The 18,686-nt window shown below is 56.8% G+C and carries 23 protein-coding genes (1 of these 23 cut by a window edge); 3 read left to right on the forward strand and 20 right to left on the reverse strand.

The genetic code is table 11. The features are described from left to right. The 7 genes in view from C5F53_RS10980 to C5F53_RS11010 are tightly spaced (at most 57 nt apart) and all read right to left on the reverse strand, a layout consistent with a single transcriptional unit that may run on beyond the window. Nucleotides 1-15: the 5' portion of a chemotaxis response regulator protein-glutamate methylesterase gene (locus C5F53_RS10980; RefSeq protein ID WP_105261395.1), read on the reverse strand. Its footprint begins 1,071 nt before the window's first position; the window shows 15 of its 1,086 coding nt (coding positions 1-15); it begins with the start codon at nt 13-15; the stop codon falls past the left edge of the window. A gap of 7 nt (nt 16-22) precedes the next feature. Continuing rightward, nucleotides 23-727, reverse strand: a complete 705-nt coding sequence (cheD, locus tag C5F53_RS10985; RefSeq protein ID WP_105261396.1) for a chemoreceptor glutamine deamidase CheD — start codon at nt 725-727, stop codon at nt 23-25. Nucleotides 728-784: 57 nt separating this feature from the next. Continuing rightward, entirely contained in the window at nt 785-1,630 is an 846-nt protein-coding gene (locus C5F53_RS10990) for a CheR family methyltransferase (protein WP_236635343.1), read from the reverse strand. 49 nt (nt 1,631-1,679) lie between these two features. Beyond that, nucleotides 1,680-2,168: a chemotaxis protein CheW gene (locus C5F53_RS10995; protein ID WP_105261397.1), complete on the reverse strand. Its 489-nt coding sequence runs from the start codon at nt 2,166-2,168 to the stop codon at nt 1,680-1,682. 21 nt (nt 2,169-2,189) lie between these two features. Continuing rightward, on the reverse strand, nt 2,190-4,289 hold the full coding sequence (locus C5F53_RS11000) for a chemotaxis protein CheW (RefSeq protein WP_105261398.1): 2,100 nt from the start codon (nt 4,287-4,289) through the stop codon (nt 2,190-2,192). Between the two features lie 42 nt (nt 4,290-4,331). After that, nucleotides 4,332-4,694, reverse strand: a complete 363-nt coding sequence (locus tag C5F53_RS11005; RefSeq protein WP_105261399.1) for a response regulator — start codon at nt 4,692-4,694, stop codon at nt 4,332-4,334. A 40-nt stretch (nt 4,695-4,734) separates the two neighbouring features. Then, complete coding sequence (locus tag C5F53_RS11010; RefSeq protein ID WP_105261400.1) at nt 4,735-5,178, reverse strand: hypothetical protein; 444 nt, start codon at nt 5,176-5,178, stop codon at nt 4,735-4,737. A 177-nt stretch (nt 5,179-5,355) separates the two neighbouring features. On the opposite strand from C5F53_RS11010, the gene C5F53_RS11015 reads away from it, so the two are divergent. Further along, complete coding sequence (locus tag C5F53_RS11015; protein WP_105261401.1) at nt 5,356-6,480, forward strand: ATP-binding protein; 1,125 nt, start codon at nt 5,356-5,358, stop codon at nt 6,478-6,480. Further along, on the forward strand, nt 6,477-7,106 hold the full coding sequence (locus C5F53_RS11020) for a response regulator transcription factor (protein ID WP_105261402.1): 630 nt from the start codon (nt 6,477-6,479) through the stop codon (nt 7,104-7,106). Before C5F53_RS11015 ends, C5F53_RS11020 begins: the two co-directional genes overlap by 4 nt. An 8-nt stretch (nt 7,107-7,114) precedes the next feature. Here the strand turns inward: C5F53_RS11020 and fliR are convergent, their stop codons facing one another. The 13 genes from fliR to fliF all read right to left on the reverse strand — a co-directional run bounded on the left by fliR (nt 7,115) and on the right by fliF (nt 17,890). Beyond that, the gene (fliR, locus tag C5F53_RS11025) at nt 7,115-7,888 is read right to left on the reverse strand and encodes a flagellar biosynthetic protein FliR (RefSeq protein ID WP_105261403.1); all 774 of its coding nucleotides are present in this window, start codon (nt 7,886-7,888) and stop codon (nt 7,115-7,117) included. A 5-nt stretch (nt 7,889-7,893) separates the two neighbouring features. Beyond that, nucleotides 7,894-8,163: a flagellar biosynthesis protein FliQ gene (gene fliQ, locus C5F53_RS11030; protein ID WP_105261404.1), complete on the reverse strand. Its 270-nt coding sequence runs from the start codon at nt 8,161-8,163 to the stop codon at nt 7,894-7,896. 9 nt (nt 8,164-8,172) lie between these two features. Next, nucleotides 8,173-8,907: a flagellar type III secretion system pore protein FliP gene (gene fliP, locus C5F53_RS11035; protein WP_370446727.1), complete on the reverse strand. Its 735-nt coding sequence runs from the start codon at nt 8,905-8,907 to the stop codon at nt 8,173-8,175. A gap of 54 nt (nt 8,908-8,961) precedes the next feature. Then, nucleotides 8,962-9,273, reverse strand: a complete 312-nt coding sequence (locus C5F53_RS11040) for a flagellar biosynthetic protein FliO (RefSeq protein WP_105261406.1) — start codon at nt 9,271-9,273, stop codon at nt 8,962-8,964. Nucleotides 9,274-9,289: 16 nt separating this feature from the next. Beyond that, nucleotides 9,290-9,724 (reverse strand): flagellar motor switch protein FliN, encoded by a 435-nt coding sequence (gene fliN, locus C5F53_RS11045; RefSeq protein ID WP_105261407.1) that lies wholly within the window; start codon nt 9,722-9,724, stop codon nt 9,290-9,292. After that, a complete protein-coding gene (gene fliM / locus C5F53_RS11050) occupies nt 9,714-10,718 on the reverse strand; it encodes a flagellar motor switch protein FliM (RefSeq protein WP_105261408.1) in 1,005 nt (334 codons plus the stop codon). Before fliM ends, fliN begins: the two co-directional genes overlap by 11 nt. Nucleotides 10,719-10,737: 19 nt before the next feature. Next, nucleotides 10,738-11,313 (reverse strand): flagellar basal body-associated protein FliL, encoded by a 576-nt coding sequence (fliL, locus tag C5F53_RS11055; RefSeq protein ID WP_201740832.1) that lies wholly within the window; start codon nt 11,311-11,313, stop codon nt 10,738-10,740. A gap of 116 nt (nt 11,314-11,429) precedes the next feature. After that, the gene (locus C5F53_RS11060) at nt 11,430-12,569 is read right to left on the reverse strand and encodes a flagellar hook-length control protein FliK (RefSeq protein ID WP_105261409.1); all 1,140 of its coding nucleotides are present in this window, start codon (nt 12,567-12,569) and stop codon (nt 11,430-11,432) included. Next, complete coding sequence (fliJ, locus tag C5F53_RS11065; protein ID WP_105261410.1) at nt 12,566-13,033, reverse strand: flagellar export protein FliJ; 468 nt, start codon at nt 13,031-13,033, stop codon at nt 12,566-12,568. Before fliJ ends, C5F53_RS11060 begins: the two co-directional genes overlap by 4 nt. Nucleotides 13,034-13,057: 24 nt before the next feature. After that, on the reverse strand, nt 13,058-14,479 hold the full coding sequence (gene fliI, locus C5F53_RS11070) for a flagellar protein export ATPase FliI (protein WP_105261533.1): 1,422 nt from the start codon (nt 14,477-14,479) through the stop codon (nt 13,058-13,060). Next, complete coding sequence (locus tag C5F53_RS11075; protein ID WP_105261411.1) at nt 14,472-15,170, reverse strand: flagellar assembly protein FliH; 699 nt, start codon at nt 15,168-15,170, stop codon at nt 14,472-14,474. Before C5F53_RS11075 ends, fliI begins: the two co-directional genes overlap by 8 nt. Continuing rightward, a complete protein-coding gene (gene fliG / locus C5F53_RS11080) occupies nt 15,170-16,171 on the reverse strand; it encodes a flagellar motor switch protein FliG (protein ID WP_105261412.1) in 1,002 nt (333 codons plus the stop codon). Before fliG ends, C5F53_RS11075 begins: the two co-directional genes overlap by 1 nt. Before the next feature lie 21 nt (nt 16,172-16,192). Continuing rightward, complete coding sequence (fliF, locus tag C5F53_RS11085; RefSeq protein ID WP_105261534.1) at nt 16,193-17,890, reverse strand: flagellar basal-body MS-ring/collar protein FliF; 1,698 nt, start codon at nt 17,888-17,890, stop codon at nt 16,193-16,195. Nucleotides 17,891-18,066: 176 nt separating this feature from the next. Between fliF and fliE the strand changes: the two genes are divergently transcribed. Next, the gene (gene fliE / locus C5F53_RS11090) at nt 18,067-18,384 is read left to right on the forward strand and encodes a flagellar hook-basal body complex protein FliE (RefSeq protein WP_105261413.1); all 318 of its coding nucleotides are present in this window, start codon (nt 18,067-18,069) and stop codon (nt 18,382-18,384) included. Nucleotides 18,385-18,686: the final 302 nt, after the last annotated feature.

The following is an 18,686-nucleotide window of genomic DNA, read 5'->3' on the forward strand; positions in this document are numbered from 1 at the left end:
TCGAATTTTCTTCATTACCAACTCAAAAAAGGTCGACAGAACCGCCCGACGTAGACTTCGCAACAGACGCGGCGTTACCACGCCGCTCTTCAACAGCCAATGTTTCTGGATGCGAATGAGCCAACCGCTTCACTAATGCTTTCCCACTAACTGGAAAAAAACAGACTTTGCGCGGGTGAATATCCAAAACATCTTGCGAGACGACAGGGATGCGCTCTGTGGCAAGGTAATCCAGAACGAATTTGGTGTTGCGCTCCCCCACATTCATCGTGGTAAAACCAGCCATTACTTGGGCGCCGCCAAAAATTTTGGCTTGCATTGTTTCGCGCCGAGCACCCAACTTCAACATTTCATTGATTAAGAGCTCCATCGCATAGGAACCATATCTGCCAGAACCATCCGCGCCATCACCATCAGGCAGCATGAAGTGATTCATCCCCCCCGTACGAGCTTTGCCGTCCCAGATACACGCTGCGATACAGGAACCCAACACCGTCATGATGACCAGATCTTCATTCGAAACGTAATACTCCCCCGGGAGCACTTTTACGGCATCGTATTGGAAATGATGGTCGGCATAAAAGAAAGACGCCTCTCCGGGCTTGCGCGGCTGGGATTTCAAATGCTCAATTCGGGATACACGTCCACTTGCCAACGTCTTTGGCGGCGGAACCACGGCATTCGTTCGAACAACACCGGACACCAAACTACTTGAAGTTGAAATCATTTGAAATTGCTATCCAAACAGTTGAATCGGTTTATCGACTACCAGGGGGTGTAACGCTCACCTACAACGCTCGTAGACAGTTTTTCCTTTAAGAGCAAAGAGATCCCGCGAGTCACTGAAGTTCTCTGCATGTCCGACAAAAAGCAAAGCCCCAGGCTTCATAACCCGGTGGATTTTTTCCAGAACTCTTCTTTGGGTGGATGCATCAAAGTAAATCATGACATTTCGACAAAACACGGCATCGAAAGGATCGCGGAAGGGCCAATCGTCTTTTATGAGGTTCACGTTCAAGAACTCAATCGCGTGACGCAGCTCAGGCTTCACCCTGACCAAACCGGCATTCCCTGCCTTTCCACGCAAAAAGTATTTGCGCGCAAGATCAGCAGAGACCCCCTTCAGACCCTCCATGCGATAAACGCCCTGCGCGGCAGTCGCCAGCACTTTCGAGTCAATGTCGCTTGCTTGTAAGGAGAATTTCGACTTGCCGAGCACCTCGGATGCAGTCATCGCAATCGAATACGGCTCCTCACCAGTAGAGGCAGCGCTACACCAAATTTTGCACTCGGAAGATCCGACCCGTGACTTCAAAAAATCTGAAAGGATTTCGAAGTGATGATGCTCACGAAAAAAAGACGTTAAGTTGGTGGTCAGTGCATTGACGAACTCTTGCCACTCAGGACCATCGGTTGACTCGAGCCAACTCAAATACTCTCTAAAGCTGTTGTGCCCGGTATCACGCAATCGCCGAGAGAGCCGGCTATACACCATGGCGTGCTTGCCATCATGCAAACTGATGCCAGCACGCTGGTAAATCAGTTTTTGAACATGGTCAAAATCCGAGTTCGTCCAAGCGAACTCCCTGCCTTGCATCTCTCCAACAGCTTGGGGGGGGGGCAAGGCCATATTGCAATTTATTTCTATGTAGTAATTTTGAAAGTCACTTGAGCAATCGCTATTCCGATGCGCTAACCAACCCCATCTCCGCAGCGGACATCAGGCGCTCAATATCCAAAAGAATCAACATTCGGTCACCGATAGATCCCAATCCGAGCACGGCCGCACTATCAATCACACTGTCGATATCCGGAGCTGATTTCAAATTCTCGGGGGGTAATTCCATAACATCACTGACTGAATCAACAACAATTCCCACAATGCGATTGCGCAAGTTCAGCACGATTACCACTGTGAAAGAGTTGTACTCAGCCTTGGAGCAGTTGAACTTCAACCGCATGTCAACGATAGGAACAATGGTTCCCCGCAAATTCACGACACCCTTAATGAAGTTAGGAGCATTGGCAACCCGAGTAGGCGACTCGTATCCGCGGATTTCTTGAACCTTAAGAATATCAATTCCATACTCCTCTTGATCCAAGCGAAAAGTCAAGTACTCCCTCGCACCAGAAGATGTCAGTTCATTCAGTTTTTCCATCATTCCCATGGTCTTCTCCTTAGGCTTTTATCAATGACGTGAGCGCCTTACCAGGGCTCCCGTATCAAGGATCAACGCAACCTTTCCATCACCCAAAATGGTTGCACCAGAAACATTCGGAACCTTTCGATAGTTCGACTCCAAGTTCTTGACAACCACCTGCTGCTGCCCAAGCAATTCATCCACCAGCAATGCGACTCGAATCCCCTCCGCTTCGACAACAACCATGATGTCACTGGAGCGCTCGAAGTCGAAACGTGGAATTTGGAACACCTTCTCCAGCTCAATGACTGGCATGTATTCATCGCGAACTTTGACCAGTTGAGAACCCTGCCCCACCGTACTAACCGCATCGGCTTTCACCTGGAAAGACTCCACGACCGAAGACAACGGCAAAATATAAACCTCATCACCGACGCCTACGGACATCCCGTCCATGATGGCCAGGGTCAACGGCAAGCGAACCGACACCTTCATTCCATAACCTTCGGCAGAGTCAATTTCGACCGTGCCGTTGAGGGCCGCAATATTGCGCTTCACTACGTCCATACCCACACCGCGACCAGAAACGTCTGTTACCACGGCGGCCGTGGAGAACCCAGGGGCAAAGATGAGCTGCCACACCTCTGCATCAGACATCTGGTCGGACACGTCGATGCCACGCTCGCGCGCCTTCGCAAGTATCTTGGGGCGGGACAAACCTCGCCCATCGTCGCGCACCTCAATGACGATGGAGCCCCCTTGATGGGAAGCAGACAAAGTGATGGTCCCGGTTTCAGACTTGCCTGCAGCAATACGGTCTGCAGGCATTTCGACGCCATGATCACAACTATTTCGGACCAAGTGTGTCAGAGGATCCGTGATTTTTTCAACCAAGCCTTTGTCCAACTCTGTCGCCTCACCCTGCGTTACAAAATCAACCTTTTTGCCCAACTTACCGGCCAAATCACGCAGCATGCGGGGGAAGCGACTAAAAACGATGGACATCGGAATCATCCGAATGGACATCACAGACTCTTGCAAATCACGTGTGTTGCGGTCCAAATCAGCCAACCCTGTCAATAGCTGCTGGTACACCGCCGGATCAAGAGCTCGGCTGTTTTGAGCAAGCATCGCCTGCGTAATCACCAACTCTCCAACCAAATTGATCAACTGATCGACCTTACTGATCGCAACCCGTATCGTGGCAGCTTCCGGTTGTGCGGCCGCAGCCGCCGTAGCAGCCTTACCTGGTGCGGCTTTGGCAGCCAAAGCAGGTTCAATAGCCTGGACCACAGCAACTTCCTGCGCCAAAACGACTTGCGCAGGAGCACCAGGAGAGCCATCAAAGAAACCGAAGCCTACGTGGTCCGCAGCCGAGGACTCCATTGCGGGTGTTTCGACCGACTCATGCGAGCGTTCCACGATAGCGACTTTCTCCCGCGCCACGTGAAAGGCAAACAAATCCAACAGATCATCATCAGTCGATGCTGTTTCAACATCGAATACGCGCACACCCGACCGCTCACTGGCAGCAGCCTTGATGCTCCCCAGTCCCGGAATATCTCTAAACAACTCCTGTATCGCATCCGCCTGTTCGGGGCGATCCAACGGCCCAATGCTAATCTGCAGATCTCGCACACCGTCAGCCCGAGAGGCCAACTTCGGCGACGGAGCAGGCGCTACGACAACCTGCGCAGGAGTCGGTTTTGCAGGCGGGGCCACAGCACCTCCAGCAGCAAGCTCGCTGATACGACGTACCAAATCCGCCGTAGGAGGCGCATCGCCCTCTCCGCCAGCCTGATGGCGAGCCAGCAAGCCCCTAGACGCATCGGCAGATTCCAGAAGCACGTCGACCATTGCCGCGTTGGGCTGTAGTTCGTGACGGCGCAACCGATCTAATAGCGATTCCATTTGGTGGGTCAATTCCGCCACATCAGCAAAGCCAAACGTAGCAGCACCGCCCTTCACAGAGTGCGCACATCTGAAGATGCCATTCAGCTCTTCGTCATCTGCCGTTTCCAAGTTCAGGTTCAGGAGCATTTGCTCCATCTGATCCAGATTTTCTCCCGCCTCTTCGAAGAAAATTTGGTAAAACTGACTTAGATCAAAATCACCGCCAGCGCCACTTTCGGTATGCGTCTCAGCCATCTGAATCTCCTATTTTCTGCGTGCCAGTTGAAGTCACCGACCTCAACGAATGACTTTTTTAATTACATCAAGCAATCGAGCAGGATCAAAGGGCTTCACCAGCCAACCAGTAGCTCCCGCAGCGCGGCCCGCTTGCTTCATTAAGTCACTCGACTCTGTGGTCAACATCAGAATAGGGACGGTCTTGAACTGCGGGTGCTCACGCAACTTTCGAGTCAAACCCAAGCCATCCAGACGCGGCATATTCTGATCGGTAAGAACCAAGTCAAAAGCCTGCGCTTGGGCTTTTTCATAGGCATCCTGCCCATCCACGGCCTCAACCACTTGGTAACCAGCGCCAGTCAACGTAAAGGAAACCATTTTCCGCATAGACGGTGAGTCATCAACAGCTAGGATTAAAGGCATGAAAGGCTCCGAAATATTCCGTTAAAAGGTGTGGCGAAAATTAAAATAGCTCGATGGATCCAGCATCCATCTCGTCCTGAGTCACTGGATTCGGTCGCTCAGGCACTTCCTCTACAAAAGGCACGGCTTCTCCATCTTCAGCGCCCATAGACTCAGAGGCCAGTCTATAGGCACATCCCTGCAAAATTTTGGAGGTATGAACAATCAGCTGAGAAGCCATGTCTTGAAATTGCAGCTCTGTGACGGCCGCCCGCAATGTGTTTCGAACCAGCTCTAGCTCCTGGGACTCCATGAGAGCTGGTGAAGCCAGATTTGCACTGGCGGTGGTAAACCGTTCCATGAGGTTTTCCATCGTATGCGCAAGCAGACCATCCAGACGGGTCAGGTCGTGCACAACCACCAACAAGGAGTCTTGGACCTCTGCAACGAGCATGACCGGCAATTGCACAGCAGGAGCAGCAGGCGAAATCGACGAAGGTTCCATTGTCTTTTTTCCTCTTTGCCTGTCTTTATACCAATCCACGGCGTCCTTGTGAATCACCAAACCGGGCCACGCTTCTAGAGTATCAGGATTCTTGTCTTGTCAGGGAAATTATGCGTCCCCATATGCATCCCAGAAACACCCCCACCGCAGACGAGGTTGTGATTACCATAAGACCCCATGATATCGGCAATCCTCAATGCAAAAAATACCGAGAACGCGGTGAACATCCTCCATTTAGAGGACTCGGCAATCGACCACCAACTTGTGCTTCGAACCCTTTCAAAAACGGGGATGCGATTCAGCTTGGTGCGTGTCGAAACATTGGCAGCATTCAAGCACTCGATGGACCAAGGGGTCTATCAGTTGGTAATCGCTGACTACCGCCTTGGGGACTTCACTGCCATTGATGCGTGGAACACATCCAAAAACGACCACCAGAGGATCCCGTTCATCATTCTCTCCGGAACCATTGGCGAAGCTGCGGCCGTCGAGGCTATCCAATGCGGCATCAGTGACTACCTTCATAAGGACGAAATCTCCGCCTTGCCGCGAGTTATCCAGCGGACCATGGACTTACAGGCCATAAAAAGGGAAAAAGAGAAGACTGCACAGGAATTGGCGCTTTCCGAGCGTCGAATTTCTGAACTGGCCGGGCACCTGCAAACTGCCATAGAACGCGAGCGTGCGTCGATTGCACGTGAAGTGCACGACGACATTGGTGGAGCGCTTGCCGCCGTTCGACTAGACTTGGGATGGCTGGCACGCCATACCAACGACAGGCAGTGTTTGCAGCACATCGCGTCAGCTAGCGACATGATTCAGCACGCCGCACACGCCAGCCAGCGCATCATGAAAAATCTGCGCCCAGCCATCCTGGATCAAGGATTAGTGCCATCCATTCAGTGGTTAGCGCGTGATTTTGAGAGGCGAACCACGTGCAAAGTTGAAATCACTACCACCACCGAAACCATGAGCTTACCGGCAGACGTCATGTTGACCGCCTACAGGACGGCGCAAGAAGCGCTCACCAACGCCTCCAAATACGCACTAGGCAGTGATATGCGCATCGAAATCTCCAACCTGGGCAACACACTCACCATAGAAATTGCAGACAGCGGCCCAGGTTTAGAGAAATTCGCATTGCAAAAGCAGAACTCTTATGGTCTGCGTGGCCTAGCAGAGCGCGCCAAGTCCGTCGGTGGCTGGATGGATATCAGCTCCACGCCCCATACCGGTACGACTATTACGCTATCGGTGCCCCTGAATCGCAGCGAAAACTCTGCGCAAGAAGGCTCGCCATGATTCAAGTTGTCTTGTGCGATGACCACGCCATGATTCGCCGCGGAATCCGCGATATGTTGTGTGAGCATGTCGACATGAAAGTGGTCGGCGAATCCGGTAGCTACGCCGAACTCAAGGATGTCTTACGGGAACAGCCCTGCGATGTATTGGTGCTAGACCTCAATTTACCCGGCCGAAGCGGCCTTGACGTCCTCGCATCCATCCAAGACAGTCACCCAAACATCAAAGTACTGGTTGTCTCGATGTTCTCAGAAGACCAGTACGCCATCCGCAGTCTCAAGGCTGGTGCGCACGGCTATTTGAACAAGGCGGGGAATCCCGATGAACTCGTCGGCGCAGTTCGAACCGTAGCCCAAGGTCGACGGTATGTCACACCGTCCGTCTCCGAAATGCTGGTAGAGCAATTGTCCAAGCCAGGTACAGAAACTCTGCACGCACGCCTCTCGGAGCGCGAGCTGCAAACCCTGCTGAAAATCGCGTCGGGCAAGCGGTTGGCCGATATCGCGGAAGAACTGATGTTGAGCCCCAAGACGGTCAGCGTTTACCGTGCGCGGCTACTCGAAAAACTGGGGCTAAGCAACAACGCAGAACTGGCGGTCTATGCCATTCGAAACGACTTGGTCTAGCGAAGCCGTCACGAACCAGAAAAAATACCGATCGCCCGCTCCATCAGCGCGATCATAGGTTGATCCAAGGTCGGAAGTGTCACAGCGATCCCCACAATCCCAACTACCAAAGTGACTGGGAAGCCTACGGCAAAAATATTAATCTGCGGCGCAACACGAGAAATGACGCCCAATGCCAAGTTAACGAACAACAACATCCCCACCATGGGTAGTGCTATCCACAAAGCGCTGGCAAACAGATCTGTCCCCAACCGGTACAACTGCATGGAAGCCAAAGCATCCAAAAACCTGGGGCTGACAGGGAACGCTTCGAAACTCTTGGTCACCGCCATCAGGACCATGATGTGGCCGTTAAGCACAACAAACAGCAGTGTCGCCATTTGACCAAAGAAACGAGCGACCGCACTACTCTGAGAATTGAGCGAGGGGTCAAAGAAGGCTGCGAAATTCAACCCCATTTGAAACCCGACCACCTCTCCCGCTAACTCCATGGCCGCAAATACCAATCGCACGGCAAAACCAATGGAAAGGCCAATCAGTACCTGCTGAAGCACAACAGCCAAGGCGTCGGGAGACGCAATGCTGTAATTCAGCGAGGAAGGGATGGTTGCCTGGCAAGCCAGCGCCACAAACAAGGCCAGCGCCACTTTGACACGCATGGGCACCGCCCGTGAGGACAAAACGGGAGCCGAGGTAAAAACTGCAAGGACGCGTAGAAAAGGCCACAGCAATGGAGATAGCCAAGCAAGAATCTGCGCCTCGGTAAATGCAATCCCGGGCATACCGATCAGACCACCGAGCCGGGGATCGCCTCGATCATTCTGCGGATGTACTCCACCAGCATCGTCAACATCCAAGGTCCAGCGATAGCAAACACAGCAATTACAGCTACCAATTTAGGCACAAAAGCCAAAGTCGCCTCGTGAATCTGCGTCACAGCCTGGAACAGGCTCACCAGCAGCCCCACCAACAAAGCCGCGCCCAGCACCGGAGAGGACACCATCAGCAGCATCAACAACGCCTCTTGCCCCATGGTCAGAACGGTTTGGGCATTCATAGTCGTTCCTCAGGTTACAAAACTGGCCGCCAAGGATCCGATAAGCAGATTCCAACCATCGGCCAAGACAAAAAGCATCAGTTTGAACGGCAACGCCACTAACACGGGCGACAGCATCATCATCCCCAAAGACATCAGCACACTGGCGACAACAATATCGATCACCAAAAATGGGATAAAAATCATGAACCCAATCTGGAATGCAGATTTGAGCTCGCTGATTACAAAGGCTGGCACCAACACCCGCAGCGGCGCGGTATCAGCCTTCACGCTGGCATCCAATTTTGCCAATTTGGCGAATAGAGAAAAGTCGGACTGGCGTGTTTGCTTCACCATGAATTCACGCAATGGCATCTCGGCTTTAACAAGTGCTTGCTCAAATGGAATCGCACTTCGGCTGTAGGGTTCATACGCATCTGCGTACACACGATCAAAGGTGGGCCCCATCACAAACAAAGTGAGGAACAGAGAAAGCCCAACAATCACCTGATTTGGCGGAGAGGACTGCGTACCCAGCGCCTGCCTCAGCAAGGAGAGCACGATCACGATGCGCGTAAAACTCGTCATCATCAGCAAGACGGCGGGGATGAAAGAGAGCGCGGTGAAGAACAACAAGGTCTGGATGGGGACGGAAAAACTCATCCCACTTTCTCCAGTCCCAACCAACAAAGGCAGTTGCCCGGGCGTTTGCGCAAAAACCGCGGCACCATAGCCCAGGCAAGCAAGCCCCAAACCGAGTCGAATCCAGTTACCAAAGCGTCCCAAGCGCACCGTCTCTTTCAAATTACTGGAAAGCACTTATGTCCGCAGGCTCGGCAGGGTTACAGCCCCCTCATCACGAGATGAGGCGGCGCCTACTGGCGCAGTATGCAAGAGTGCAATGGACTGCGCCCCAACCCCAAGCGTCAACCAAACCCTTGCGTTTTCCGGACCAACTTCGACTGTAACCACTCTTTGATTGGGCCCCACCGCCACCGCGGAAATAAAGCGACTCTGCCCACCGGCCTCCACCGCGCTTGCGCCGACCCGACTACGCACCCACCGCAAAAACCAAGGTAAAGCAGCCAAGGCAGCCAAGAAAGCCACCACCAATAGCAGTTGCTGCGTCATATCAAATCACACAAGGCTAATTTTTACTGACACGCCGCAAACGCTCCGAGGGCGTCACCACATCAGTAAGTCGGATGCCAAACTTGTCATTAACAACCACCACCTCGCCCTGGGCGATCAGGTACCCATTAACCAATACATCCATAGGCTCGCCGGCCAAGGCATCTAGCTCCACCACCGACCCTTGCCCGAGCTGCAGGATGTGCTTGATAGGTACTTTGGTACGCCCAAGCTCCACGGAAAGCTGTACGGGAATATCCAGCACCATATTGATGTCATTGACATGCCCGTCCGCACTCGACGCAAAGGGTTTAGGCGGCTCTCCAGACAAAGGGCCACCCGAATCGGGGCCGGACTCTGTCGCTTTTTGCTCCAGCAACGCCTCCGCCCAGTCTGCCATGCCATCGTCGGCCGCGCCTGCATTGTCTTCCGGTTTTTCTTCAGATGCCATTTCGTTCTCCCAACCAGTTTTGGTCGTTACCGCGCAGCGCTTTTTCTATGCGAATGGCGTATTTGGCGTTGTGAGTGCCGTACTGGCACTCAAAAAGTGGAACCCCGTCTACCGTGGCTTGGATACGCGGCTCTCGGTCCAGTTCAATGAAATCCCCTTTTTTCATAGCCAGCAATTGCTCTACCGTCGCATCCGCACGCGCCAACTCGGCGACCAGGGTAACTTCCGCTGCCTGGATTTCCCGCGTCAGCACATTCACCCAACGGCGATCCACTTCAATAGAGTCACCTTGGGTGGACGAGTACAACACATCCCGGATAGGCTCTAGCGTCGAGTACGGGAAACTAAAGTGGATCGCGCCGGTGATGTCACCAATCTCAAGTTGGAACGAGGTCGAAATCACAATTTCGCTGGGTGTGGCAATGTTGGCAAACTGGGGCTGCATCTCGCTGCGCTGGTAGTCCAGTTCCAACGGATATATGCCCTTCCAAGCTTTTTTGTACTCCGTGGTGATCACCTCTACCAGCCGGTTGATGACACGCTGCTCCGTCGCCGAAAAATCACGCCCCTCAATACGCGTCTGAAATTTCCCGATGCCGCCATACAAGGTGTCAATCACACCAAACACCAGTGCAGGCTCGCAGACGATCAGACCACTGCCACGCAATGGGCGGATAGCGACGATGTTGAAATTGGTTGGCACCGCCAGCTCACGCAAAAAAGCGCTGTAGCGCTGCACGGCCACAGGTCCAACAGAAATTTCAGGACTACGGCGAATGAAATTGAATAACCCCACACGCAGGTTGCGCGCAAAGCGCTCATTGACGATTTCCATCGTGGGCATACGCCCGCGAACGATTCTTTCCTGGCTGGAAATGTTGTACGAACGGACCTCGCCGTGCTCTGCAGCCTCCTCCACCGTCTTCTGGCTCTCGCCAGTGACGCCTTCCAGGAGCGCATCAACTTCCTCTTGGGAAAGAAACGACTCACTCATAGTTCAGTCCTGTTGACCCCTATTGCACAATAAAACTGGAAAACAGCACGCCCACGACGGGGTACTGCACCGGTGGTGCTTTCTTTTTCTTCTTCTTGGTGGAAGCAACTTCCTCTTCCTCCTCCTCTTCGCCGCCCCCAAAGGGGACGGAGGCTTCTCGCAAAATATCCTTGGCGAGCTTTTCCTTACCCTCGGCTTTGAGCAACTCTTCCGCGGTTCGCTGGGAAATCAGCATCAAAATACCGCTGCGAATAGTTGGTAAATAGGCCTTCACGGAATCCGAGGACTTGGCATCCATCACCTCCAGGGTGATACCAATCTGCGCCACACGCTCCCCACCGGGATCCGCAAGATTCACCACCATGGCATCTAGAGGCAGGTAAGCAGGGGGCGCTTTAGGATCGGCATGGGCAGCCGCTTTTGCGGGTGCTGCCTCTTCGCCATCCTCCGCCGCTGCACGCTGCTTGCTGATGACAAAAAAAGCCGCGGCCCCACCCATCACCAGCACCAATACGGCCGCCACAATGATGATCAGCATCTTTTTACTTTTAGCGGGGGCCTTGGCGGCGTCTGCGGCATCGGGTTTTGCTGACACAGTGGGATCCTCACATTGAAAACGGTATTCGGATTATTGATGGAGAAACCCGGCACCTAAACACCAATAAGACAGGGAATTCGACCATCGCCTCCATTATTGACAGAAAGACCGACTCACACGAAGAGATCCAGGGCTCGGCCTTGCGGGATCTTGGTCTGCACCGGGCTATCGACCGGCACCGGTGCCAAGGCCGTCACCACCACCTGCTTACCCTCTTGGCGCGGACGTCTGCCCTGCCCGGAAGCATCCCCGCTGTGCGAGGTACCAACGGACATGCCTGTTAGCAACACCCCCTGGCGTTGCAAAGCGTCTTTCAACTGCTCCGAGGCACTCTCGATCGCATCGCGTGCGTGCAACTCATCTGTTCTAAACGCCACCTGAGCCTCATTGCCCTGCATGCTGATACTCACCTCCACGGGGCTAAACCCCATGCCATCCAGCGTGAGCTCCGCATTTTGAACGTCCTGCGCAATCCAGTAAGTCACTTGTTCAGCAACATACGCCTCCAGTGGCATGCTCGATTGGGCGGCGACCACGCCGTCCATGCCCATGGGGGCAGAGGTGGCCTGGCTTTGAAAATAACTCACATCCGCCGGTGCCGCCTTGGCGGCGGCAGGCTCCAGCAAACGACGCTCACCCATCGTGACCTGTGCAGCGCTGGGGGCGGACGACTCCCGCACCTCCAAGCCCAGCGTAGAAACAATCTCCTGCACCCGCACCATCTCTTCATCGAAAAGCTTGCTGGCCGCCACGTCGTGCCCGAGGGGCACGGCTGGTGCTGGCCCATCTTGGGCTTTTTGCAAGTCGGCAGTAGCTGCCGTTTTGCCAGCTTTGCGCGGAGTGGCTGACAGCACGCCATTGGCATGTGCCTCGGCATCCACAGACCACGCCGGCCGCCCGGCACCTGGAAAATGCCCACCAGACGCAGTGGCGGGCGCCCCCCCCGAAGAAGCCGCCTCTTGCGCCACGGGCACCGGGACACCCAATACCCAGCCGGCCAGCGCATTTGCGTCTGCCTCCAGTAAATCATCCGCATCCTGGGGCCCGGCTCCCGACAATGCACCCTCTCCTGCGCCCTCCGCGAGGCCAGAGGCGCCCGCAGACAGCGCAAGCGCATCGTCTGCAGCGGACAGCATGGCAAAGAAACCCAAAGCGTCTCCTGCGACCGCGGGTGTGGCTTTTCCTTTACCGCCAGCAGCCGGCTGGGCAGCCTTCGCCAAACTGTGGCTGGCGGGTGTTGACTCAATACTCATCGTGCATCCTCCAATTGGGCACTGGCCATCCTGCGGGCATAGACCAGCGCGGCCATTTCATCCATACGCCCCTGCTCGCGGCGTTGCTCCACAGCCGCTATTTGCAGCTTGCGCTTCTCCAAGACCTGCTTCAGGCCGGAAACGCGCATCTCCGCCTGCATCAGCGTTGCACGACACTGGTTTTCCTGACGCACCAGGTTGGCAATCACACCGTCCTGCATACCAATCGCGTGCTGCAGACGCTCCACAAACTGGTAATGGTGCCGGATCAGCTCCGAGGACAGCGCCATGTTGTGGCCTTGGGTCCAACGGGCGTCCGTGTCATTGGCATAACTTTGCAACTGCTGCAACTGCTGTTGCCCCATAAGCACTTGTCGCTGCGCCTGCGCCAGCACCTGCGCCCGTTCATCGCGCTTGCGCTCGGCCAGTTCAATCGCGAGTTGCAGTCCGTGGAGTGGGTTCATGGCAGGCTCAGGTTTTTTCGGGGCTTACACGCTCGCCCTTGGCAAGGAGGTACAAACCGCCATGCCCTGCAAGGCTTCGTCCATGCTGGAGGCTTCGAACATGTCCTGCTGCAAAAACTGGTGCATGGGGGGATGCAGGGCAATAGCTTCATCCAGCATCGGATCTGAGCCCTGCGCATAGGCACCAATCTGCACCAAATCGCGCCCTTTTTCGTACTTGGAGTACAGGCTGCGAAAACGGCGGGCCAGCTCGAAATGTTCACGCGACACCACGTTGTGCATCACGCGCGAGGCGGACTGCTCTACATCAATCGCCGGGTAATGCCCCGCCTCCGCCAGACGGCGGGACAGCACAATGTGCCCGTCCAGAATCGCGCGTGCGGCATCGGCAATCGGGTCCTGCTGGTCATCGCCTTCAGACAGTACGGTGTAAAACGCCGTGATGGAGCCCACGCCATGCAGGCCATTGCCGCTGCGCTCCACCAGCTGCGGCAGCTTGGCAAAACACGAGGGCGGATAACCTTTGGTGGCAGGCGGCTCGCCAATGGCCAGCGCAATCTCACGCTGCGCCATGGCGTATCGGGTCAGCGAGTCCATGAGCAGCAGCACGTGGCGGCCCTGGTCCCGAAAATGCTCGGCAATCGCGGTTGCATACGAGGCGCCCTGCATGCGCAGCAGTGGCGGCGCATCTGCAGGTGCAGCCACCACCACAGAACGGGCCCGCCCCTCCACACCCAGAATGTCTTCAATGAATTCCTTGACTTCGCGGCCCCGCTCGCCGATCAGGCCCACCACAATCACATCGGCCTGGGTGTAACGCGCCATCATGCCCAGCAGCACGCTCTTGCCCACCCCCGAGCCAGCGAACAGGCCCAGACGCTGGCCACGCCCTACACTCAGCAGCGCGTTGATGGAGCGAACCCCGGTATCCAGCACATCCCGCACCGGCGCGCGGTCCATGGCATTGATGGGTTTTCTGTCCATGGGCCTGGACACCACATCTTGCAAGGGGCCCATGCGGTCCATGGGCGTGCCCTGCGAGTCCACCACCCGGCCCAGCAGGCCATCGCCCAAGGGCAAACGCAACAAACCCGCAGCGCTCAGATCGTGGGCCAAGGGCGCCTCGCCCAGGCGGGGCACCGGCACATACGCGGCCGCTACGGCCACCCCGGCACCGCTGGACAGTCCGTGCACGTCACCCGCCGGCATCAAATACGCACGGTCGCCCGAGAAGCCGACCACCTCTGCCAGTACGGGCTCACGCGCCTTCATGGTGACCACGCATTGGGACCCCACGGGCATACGAATGCCGCTGGCCTCCAGCACCAACCCCGCCAGGCGGGTCAGCGTGCCACGCACTTCGAGGGTGGACTCCTGGGTCACCTGTTGACGGGCGCCCTGCAGAAAAGCCTGCCACTTGGGCGCGGCGGTATGGGGCTCAGGCATGGTCATCGCGTGGCTCCCAAGGGCTGTCAAACCCCAAACTGGCCAGGGCACGCTGCCAGCGTTTCTCCACAGTGCCGTCCACCACGGTACCGGCCGACTCCACCAGGCAACCGCCGCGGGCCACGCTACTGTCTGGCAACAGGGTCAGGGCCAGACCCGAAAACTCTTGTCGCAACACCTCGGCCAAGACTTCCAGATCCAGCGGGTGCAAGCGAACCACGGCAGCCTTGCTATCTACCGCCAGCACACCCAAGGCCTCGCGCACTACGGGCTGCAGCGCATTGGGGTTGGTGGAGAGCTCATGGCGCAGCACCTGCCGTGCCAGCTCACAGGCCAACTCCAGCACGCCCTGGGCCATGACTTGCTCCGACTCCGCCAGCTGCGCGCTGGCGCTCTCGAACAAAGCCGCAAAGTTGGCGGCGGCGTCTTTGCCCTGGGTGGCGATGTACTCGTTAATCTGGCGCTGCCCTTCCAGCGTGGCTTGGGCATGGCCTTGGGCGTACCCCGCGGCATAACCCTCGGAATACCCCGCCTGGCGCACACCGTCTTCTTTGGCCTGCTCCTCGGCTTCGGCTTGCGCCTTGAGCTTGGCGGCAAAACGTACCGACGATTGGTCGACCGCGCCGAAGTCCCACTCGGTGACCGTGGAGACGTCTTCGCCGGAAATAAAACGTGCTTGGTTGCGTGACATCAGACCATGGCGTCGTCGCCACCTCCACCACCAATGACAATCTGCCCCTCGTCGGCCAGGCGGCGCACCGTCTTGAGGATTTCTTTCTGCTGCGCTTCGACCTCGGACAAGCGCATGGGGCCACGAGACTCCAAATCTTCCTTGAGCGTAGCCGCCGCACGCGAAGACATATTGGCCAGAATCTTTTCCTTGAGCTCGGGCTGTGCCCCTTTCAGCGCCACGATCAGCACATCGGAGGACACCTCCTTCAGCACCATCTGGATCGCCTTGTCGTCGAGCTTGAGCACATCGTCGAACACAAACATCTTGTCCATGATCTTCTGCGCCAAGTCTGCGTCGTGGCTGCGGATGGACTCGATCACCGTGCCCTCGATGGCGGTGCCCATCAGGTTGATCATCTCGGCCGCTGTCTTGATACCCCCCAGCGAGGACTTGCGGATCTTGTCGCCGCCAGCCAGCACCTTGAATAGCACCTCGTTCAAGTCCTTCAGGGCCGTGGGCTGGATGCCCTCCATGGTGGCCACACGCAGCATGACTTCGTTGCGCTGGCGCTCGGTCAGGTGCTTGAGCACATCGGCTGCCTGGTCGTAGTCCAGGTGCACCAGGATGGCGGCCACGATCTGCGGGTGTTCGTTGCGCAGCAACTCGGCCACGCTCAGGGGGTCCATCCACTTCAGGCTCTCAATGCCCGATACGTCGCCGCCCTGCAAGATGCGGTCAATCAGCAGTGCCGCCTTGTCATCCCCGAGGGCAAGTTTGAGCACCGAGCGCACATAGTCGCCCGAGTTGGACACCAGCAGGCTTTGCGAAGCCGCCACCCCGGTGAACTTTTCCACCACCTCGTCCACTTTTTCGCGCGAGAGCTGGGTGGTTTTGGCGATGGCCTCACCCAGGCGTTGCACTTCCTTGGGCGATAGGTGTTTGAAGACCTCTGATGCCTCGGCTTCGCCCAGAGACATCATGAGGATTGCCGCGTCTTGGAGTCCGTCGTCGTTTGCCATGGTGCTATTTTGCGCTGGCCATCAGGCCGGTGCCTCGCCGTTCATCCACGCTTTGACAATGTTGGCCACCGCAGCCGGGTTATCGCGGGTCAGCTTGCGGGCGTCCTCCAGGCGCAACTCACCTGGAGACACCACCGCAGTGCCGGTTTCACCACCAGGGCCGCCCAGCTGCGGACGGGCGGGCTGTTCGGACTCCAGCGCATCCAGCTGGCCACCGCGCTCATCACCCAGAGGCTCGGCAGCAACAGGAGGTTGGGCCAGCGACTTCATGGCCGGGCGAATCACGCCCAGCAGCACCAGGGCCGCCAAACCCAGGGTGCCCAGCGGCCAGGCCAGACTGCGTGCCAGATCCACCACTTCGGGCTGACGCCACACCGGGATCTCTGTGCTGTCCACCACGGGCGCGGCAAAAGGCGCATTGACCACATTCACCGAATCGCCGCGGTCTTGGCTGAAACCCACGGTTTCGCGAACCAGAGCGGTCATTTTTTCGAGCTGGGCTTCGGTCAAGGGGGTGCTGGTGACCTTGCCCTTGTCATCCGTGGCGGTCTGGTTGTTCAGCACCACCGCGGCGTTAATGCGCTTGATCACTCCGGTGGCGCCTTTGACCACGCGCACCGTCTTGTCCACCTCGTAATTGATGATGGACTCTTTCTTGGACGAATTATTGGCTCCCGCAGCGCCGCCAGCCTGGCCAGCAGCAGCCAGCGTTTGCGGCTGGCCATTGATGGGCGCGGCGGGCTGGGCGGGTGGCTGGTTGGTGGTGGCACCAGGCACACCAGAGGGCGGGCCGGACTGGGCACCGTTGGTGCTTTCCACCAGCTGCTGGCTGCGCACGGCACTGCTGTCCGGCGTCTGGTTGGGTTTGTGCGATTCGGTGGTCGACTCGGTTTGGGAGAAATCCAGCTCGGCCGTTACCTGCGCCTTCACGTTTTGTTTGCCGACCAATGGCTCCAAAATATCAAGAATGCGACGGCTATAGAGCATCTCTATCTGCTGCGCATACTGCAATTGCTCGGCATCGGCCCCCATGCCTCCTGTGCCGTCGGGCAGCGCCGACAGCAGCTTGCCGGAGTCGTCCAGCACGCTCACTGCACTGGGGTTCATCTCGGGCACGCTGGAGGCGACCAAATGCACGATGCCCGCCAGTTGGTTGCGGTCCAACGTACGGCCGGGGTGCAGGCTGAGCAAGACGGAGGCAGACGGTTTTTGTTGCTCGCGGAAAAACCCATTCTGATTGGGCAAGGCCAGGTGCACACGGGCGTTTTGCACCGAGGACAGGGCCTGGATCGACCGGGTCAGCTCCCCTTCCAGGCCGCGCTGGAAGGTCAGGCGCTCCTGAAACTGGGTCATGCCGAAGCGGTTGGCCTCCATCATCTCAAAGCCATTGACCGAGCCTTTGGGCAGCCCCAGGGAGGCCAGCTTCAGGCGCACATCGTGCACGCGGTCGGCCGGCACCAGGATGGCGCCACCGCCTTCGGTGTACTTATAAGGAATGTTCAGGGTGCTGAGCTGGGAGATGACCGCGCCACCGTCTTTGTCAGCCAGGTTGGAATACAGCACCCGCCACTCGGCTTGGCGCCCCATGACCAAGCCCACGATGCCAATCGCCACAAACAGCAACACCCCCAGGGCCAGGCGCATGCGCTGCCCCTGGTCCATCGCGGCAAAGCGTTGCCCGATGGTGGGGTTGACGGGGACGGTGGCTACAGCTTGCATATCCATGGTTTCCAATGCGGTGGGGCGCGGCTCGCCTGACTGAATGGGGCTGATTATTCGACCCACCCCCAAAAACATTAGGGTAATAAGCACCCGCTTTACCCAGCAATTCAAAAAAATACGGCATGGCCTCGCGTCTTAGGATCGCCCCAACGTCAAGACCAGAGAGACCTGCCATGGACCTCAAACTCACCCCCGTCACCATGCCCAGCACGATTCGCCCCAGCGCCGGGGTGCGCCCAGCAGGGGCGTCTTCCACGGAAGGGGTGGGGGGCAGCTTCTCCGGCGCGCTCAAAGGCGCACTGCAATCGGTCAGCGCAACCCAGAACGAATCGACCCGGCTGCAGCGCGAAGTCCAGATGGAAAACCCCAAAGTCAGCCTGGAAGAGACCATGGTGGCGATCCAGAAAGCCCAGATCGGCTTCCAGGCCACGCTGCATGTGCGCAACCGCATGGTGCAAGCCTACACCGACATCATGAATATGCAAGTCTGATTGATTTACTATCAAAATAGGAGCTGCTTGCGCATATTCCACGGGTGCTAGAGGCCAATTTGATGCCTTTTTTCCTTGGCGGCCCATCGGAGACTCTGACCGCACCTGGCGGCTGCACTACGCCCTGTAGTGGCACGGTATCGGCCCGGACAGGCAAATCCTAAAGACTTCTTCAAAACTGCCGTAATAACCATGAGATGCCGAATTGTTAGTTTCGGGGGCCTGGGCCTCCGAACGCCCCGGTGGTTTCCGCTTGTAGCGAAAACCATCCAAGGCTAGGCTAGTTAGCAGACACCATCTTT

Source organism: Rhodoferax sp. TS-BS-61-7, from assembly GCF_002943465.1.
In the GTDB taxonomy this organism is placed as follows: Bacteria; Pseudomonadota; Gammaproteobacteria; order Burkholderiales; family Burkholderiaceae_C; genus Allorhodoferax.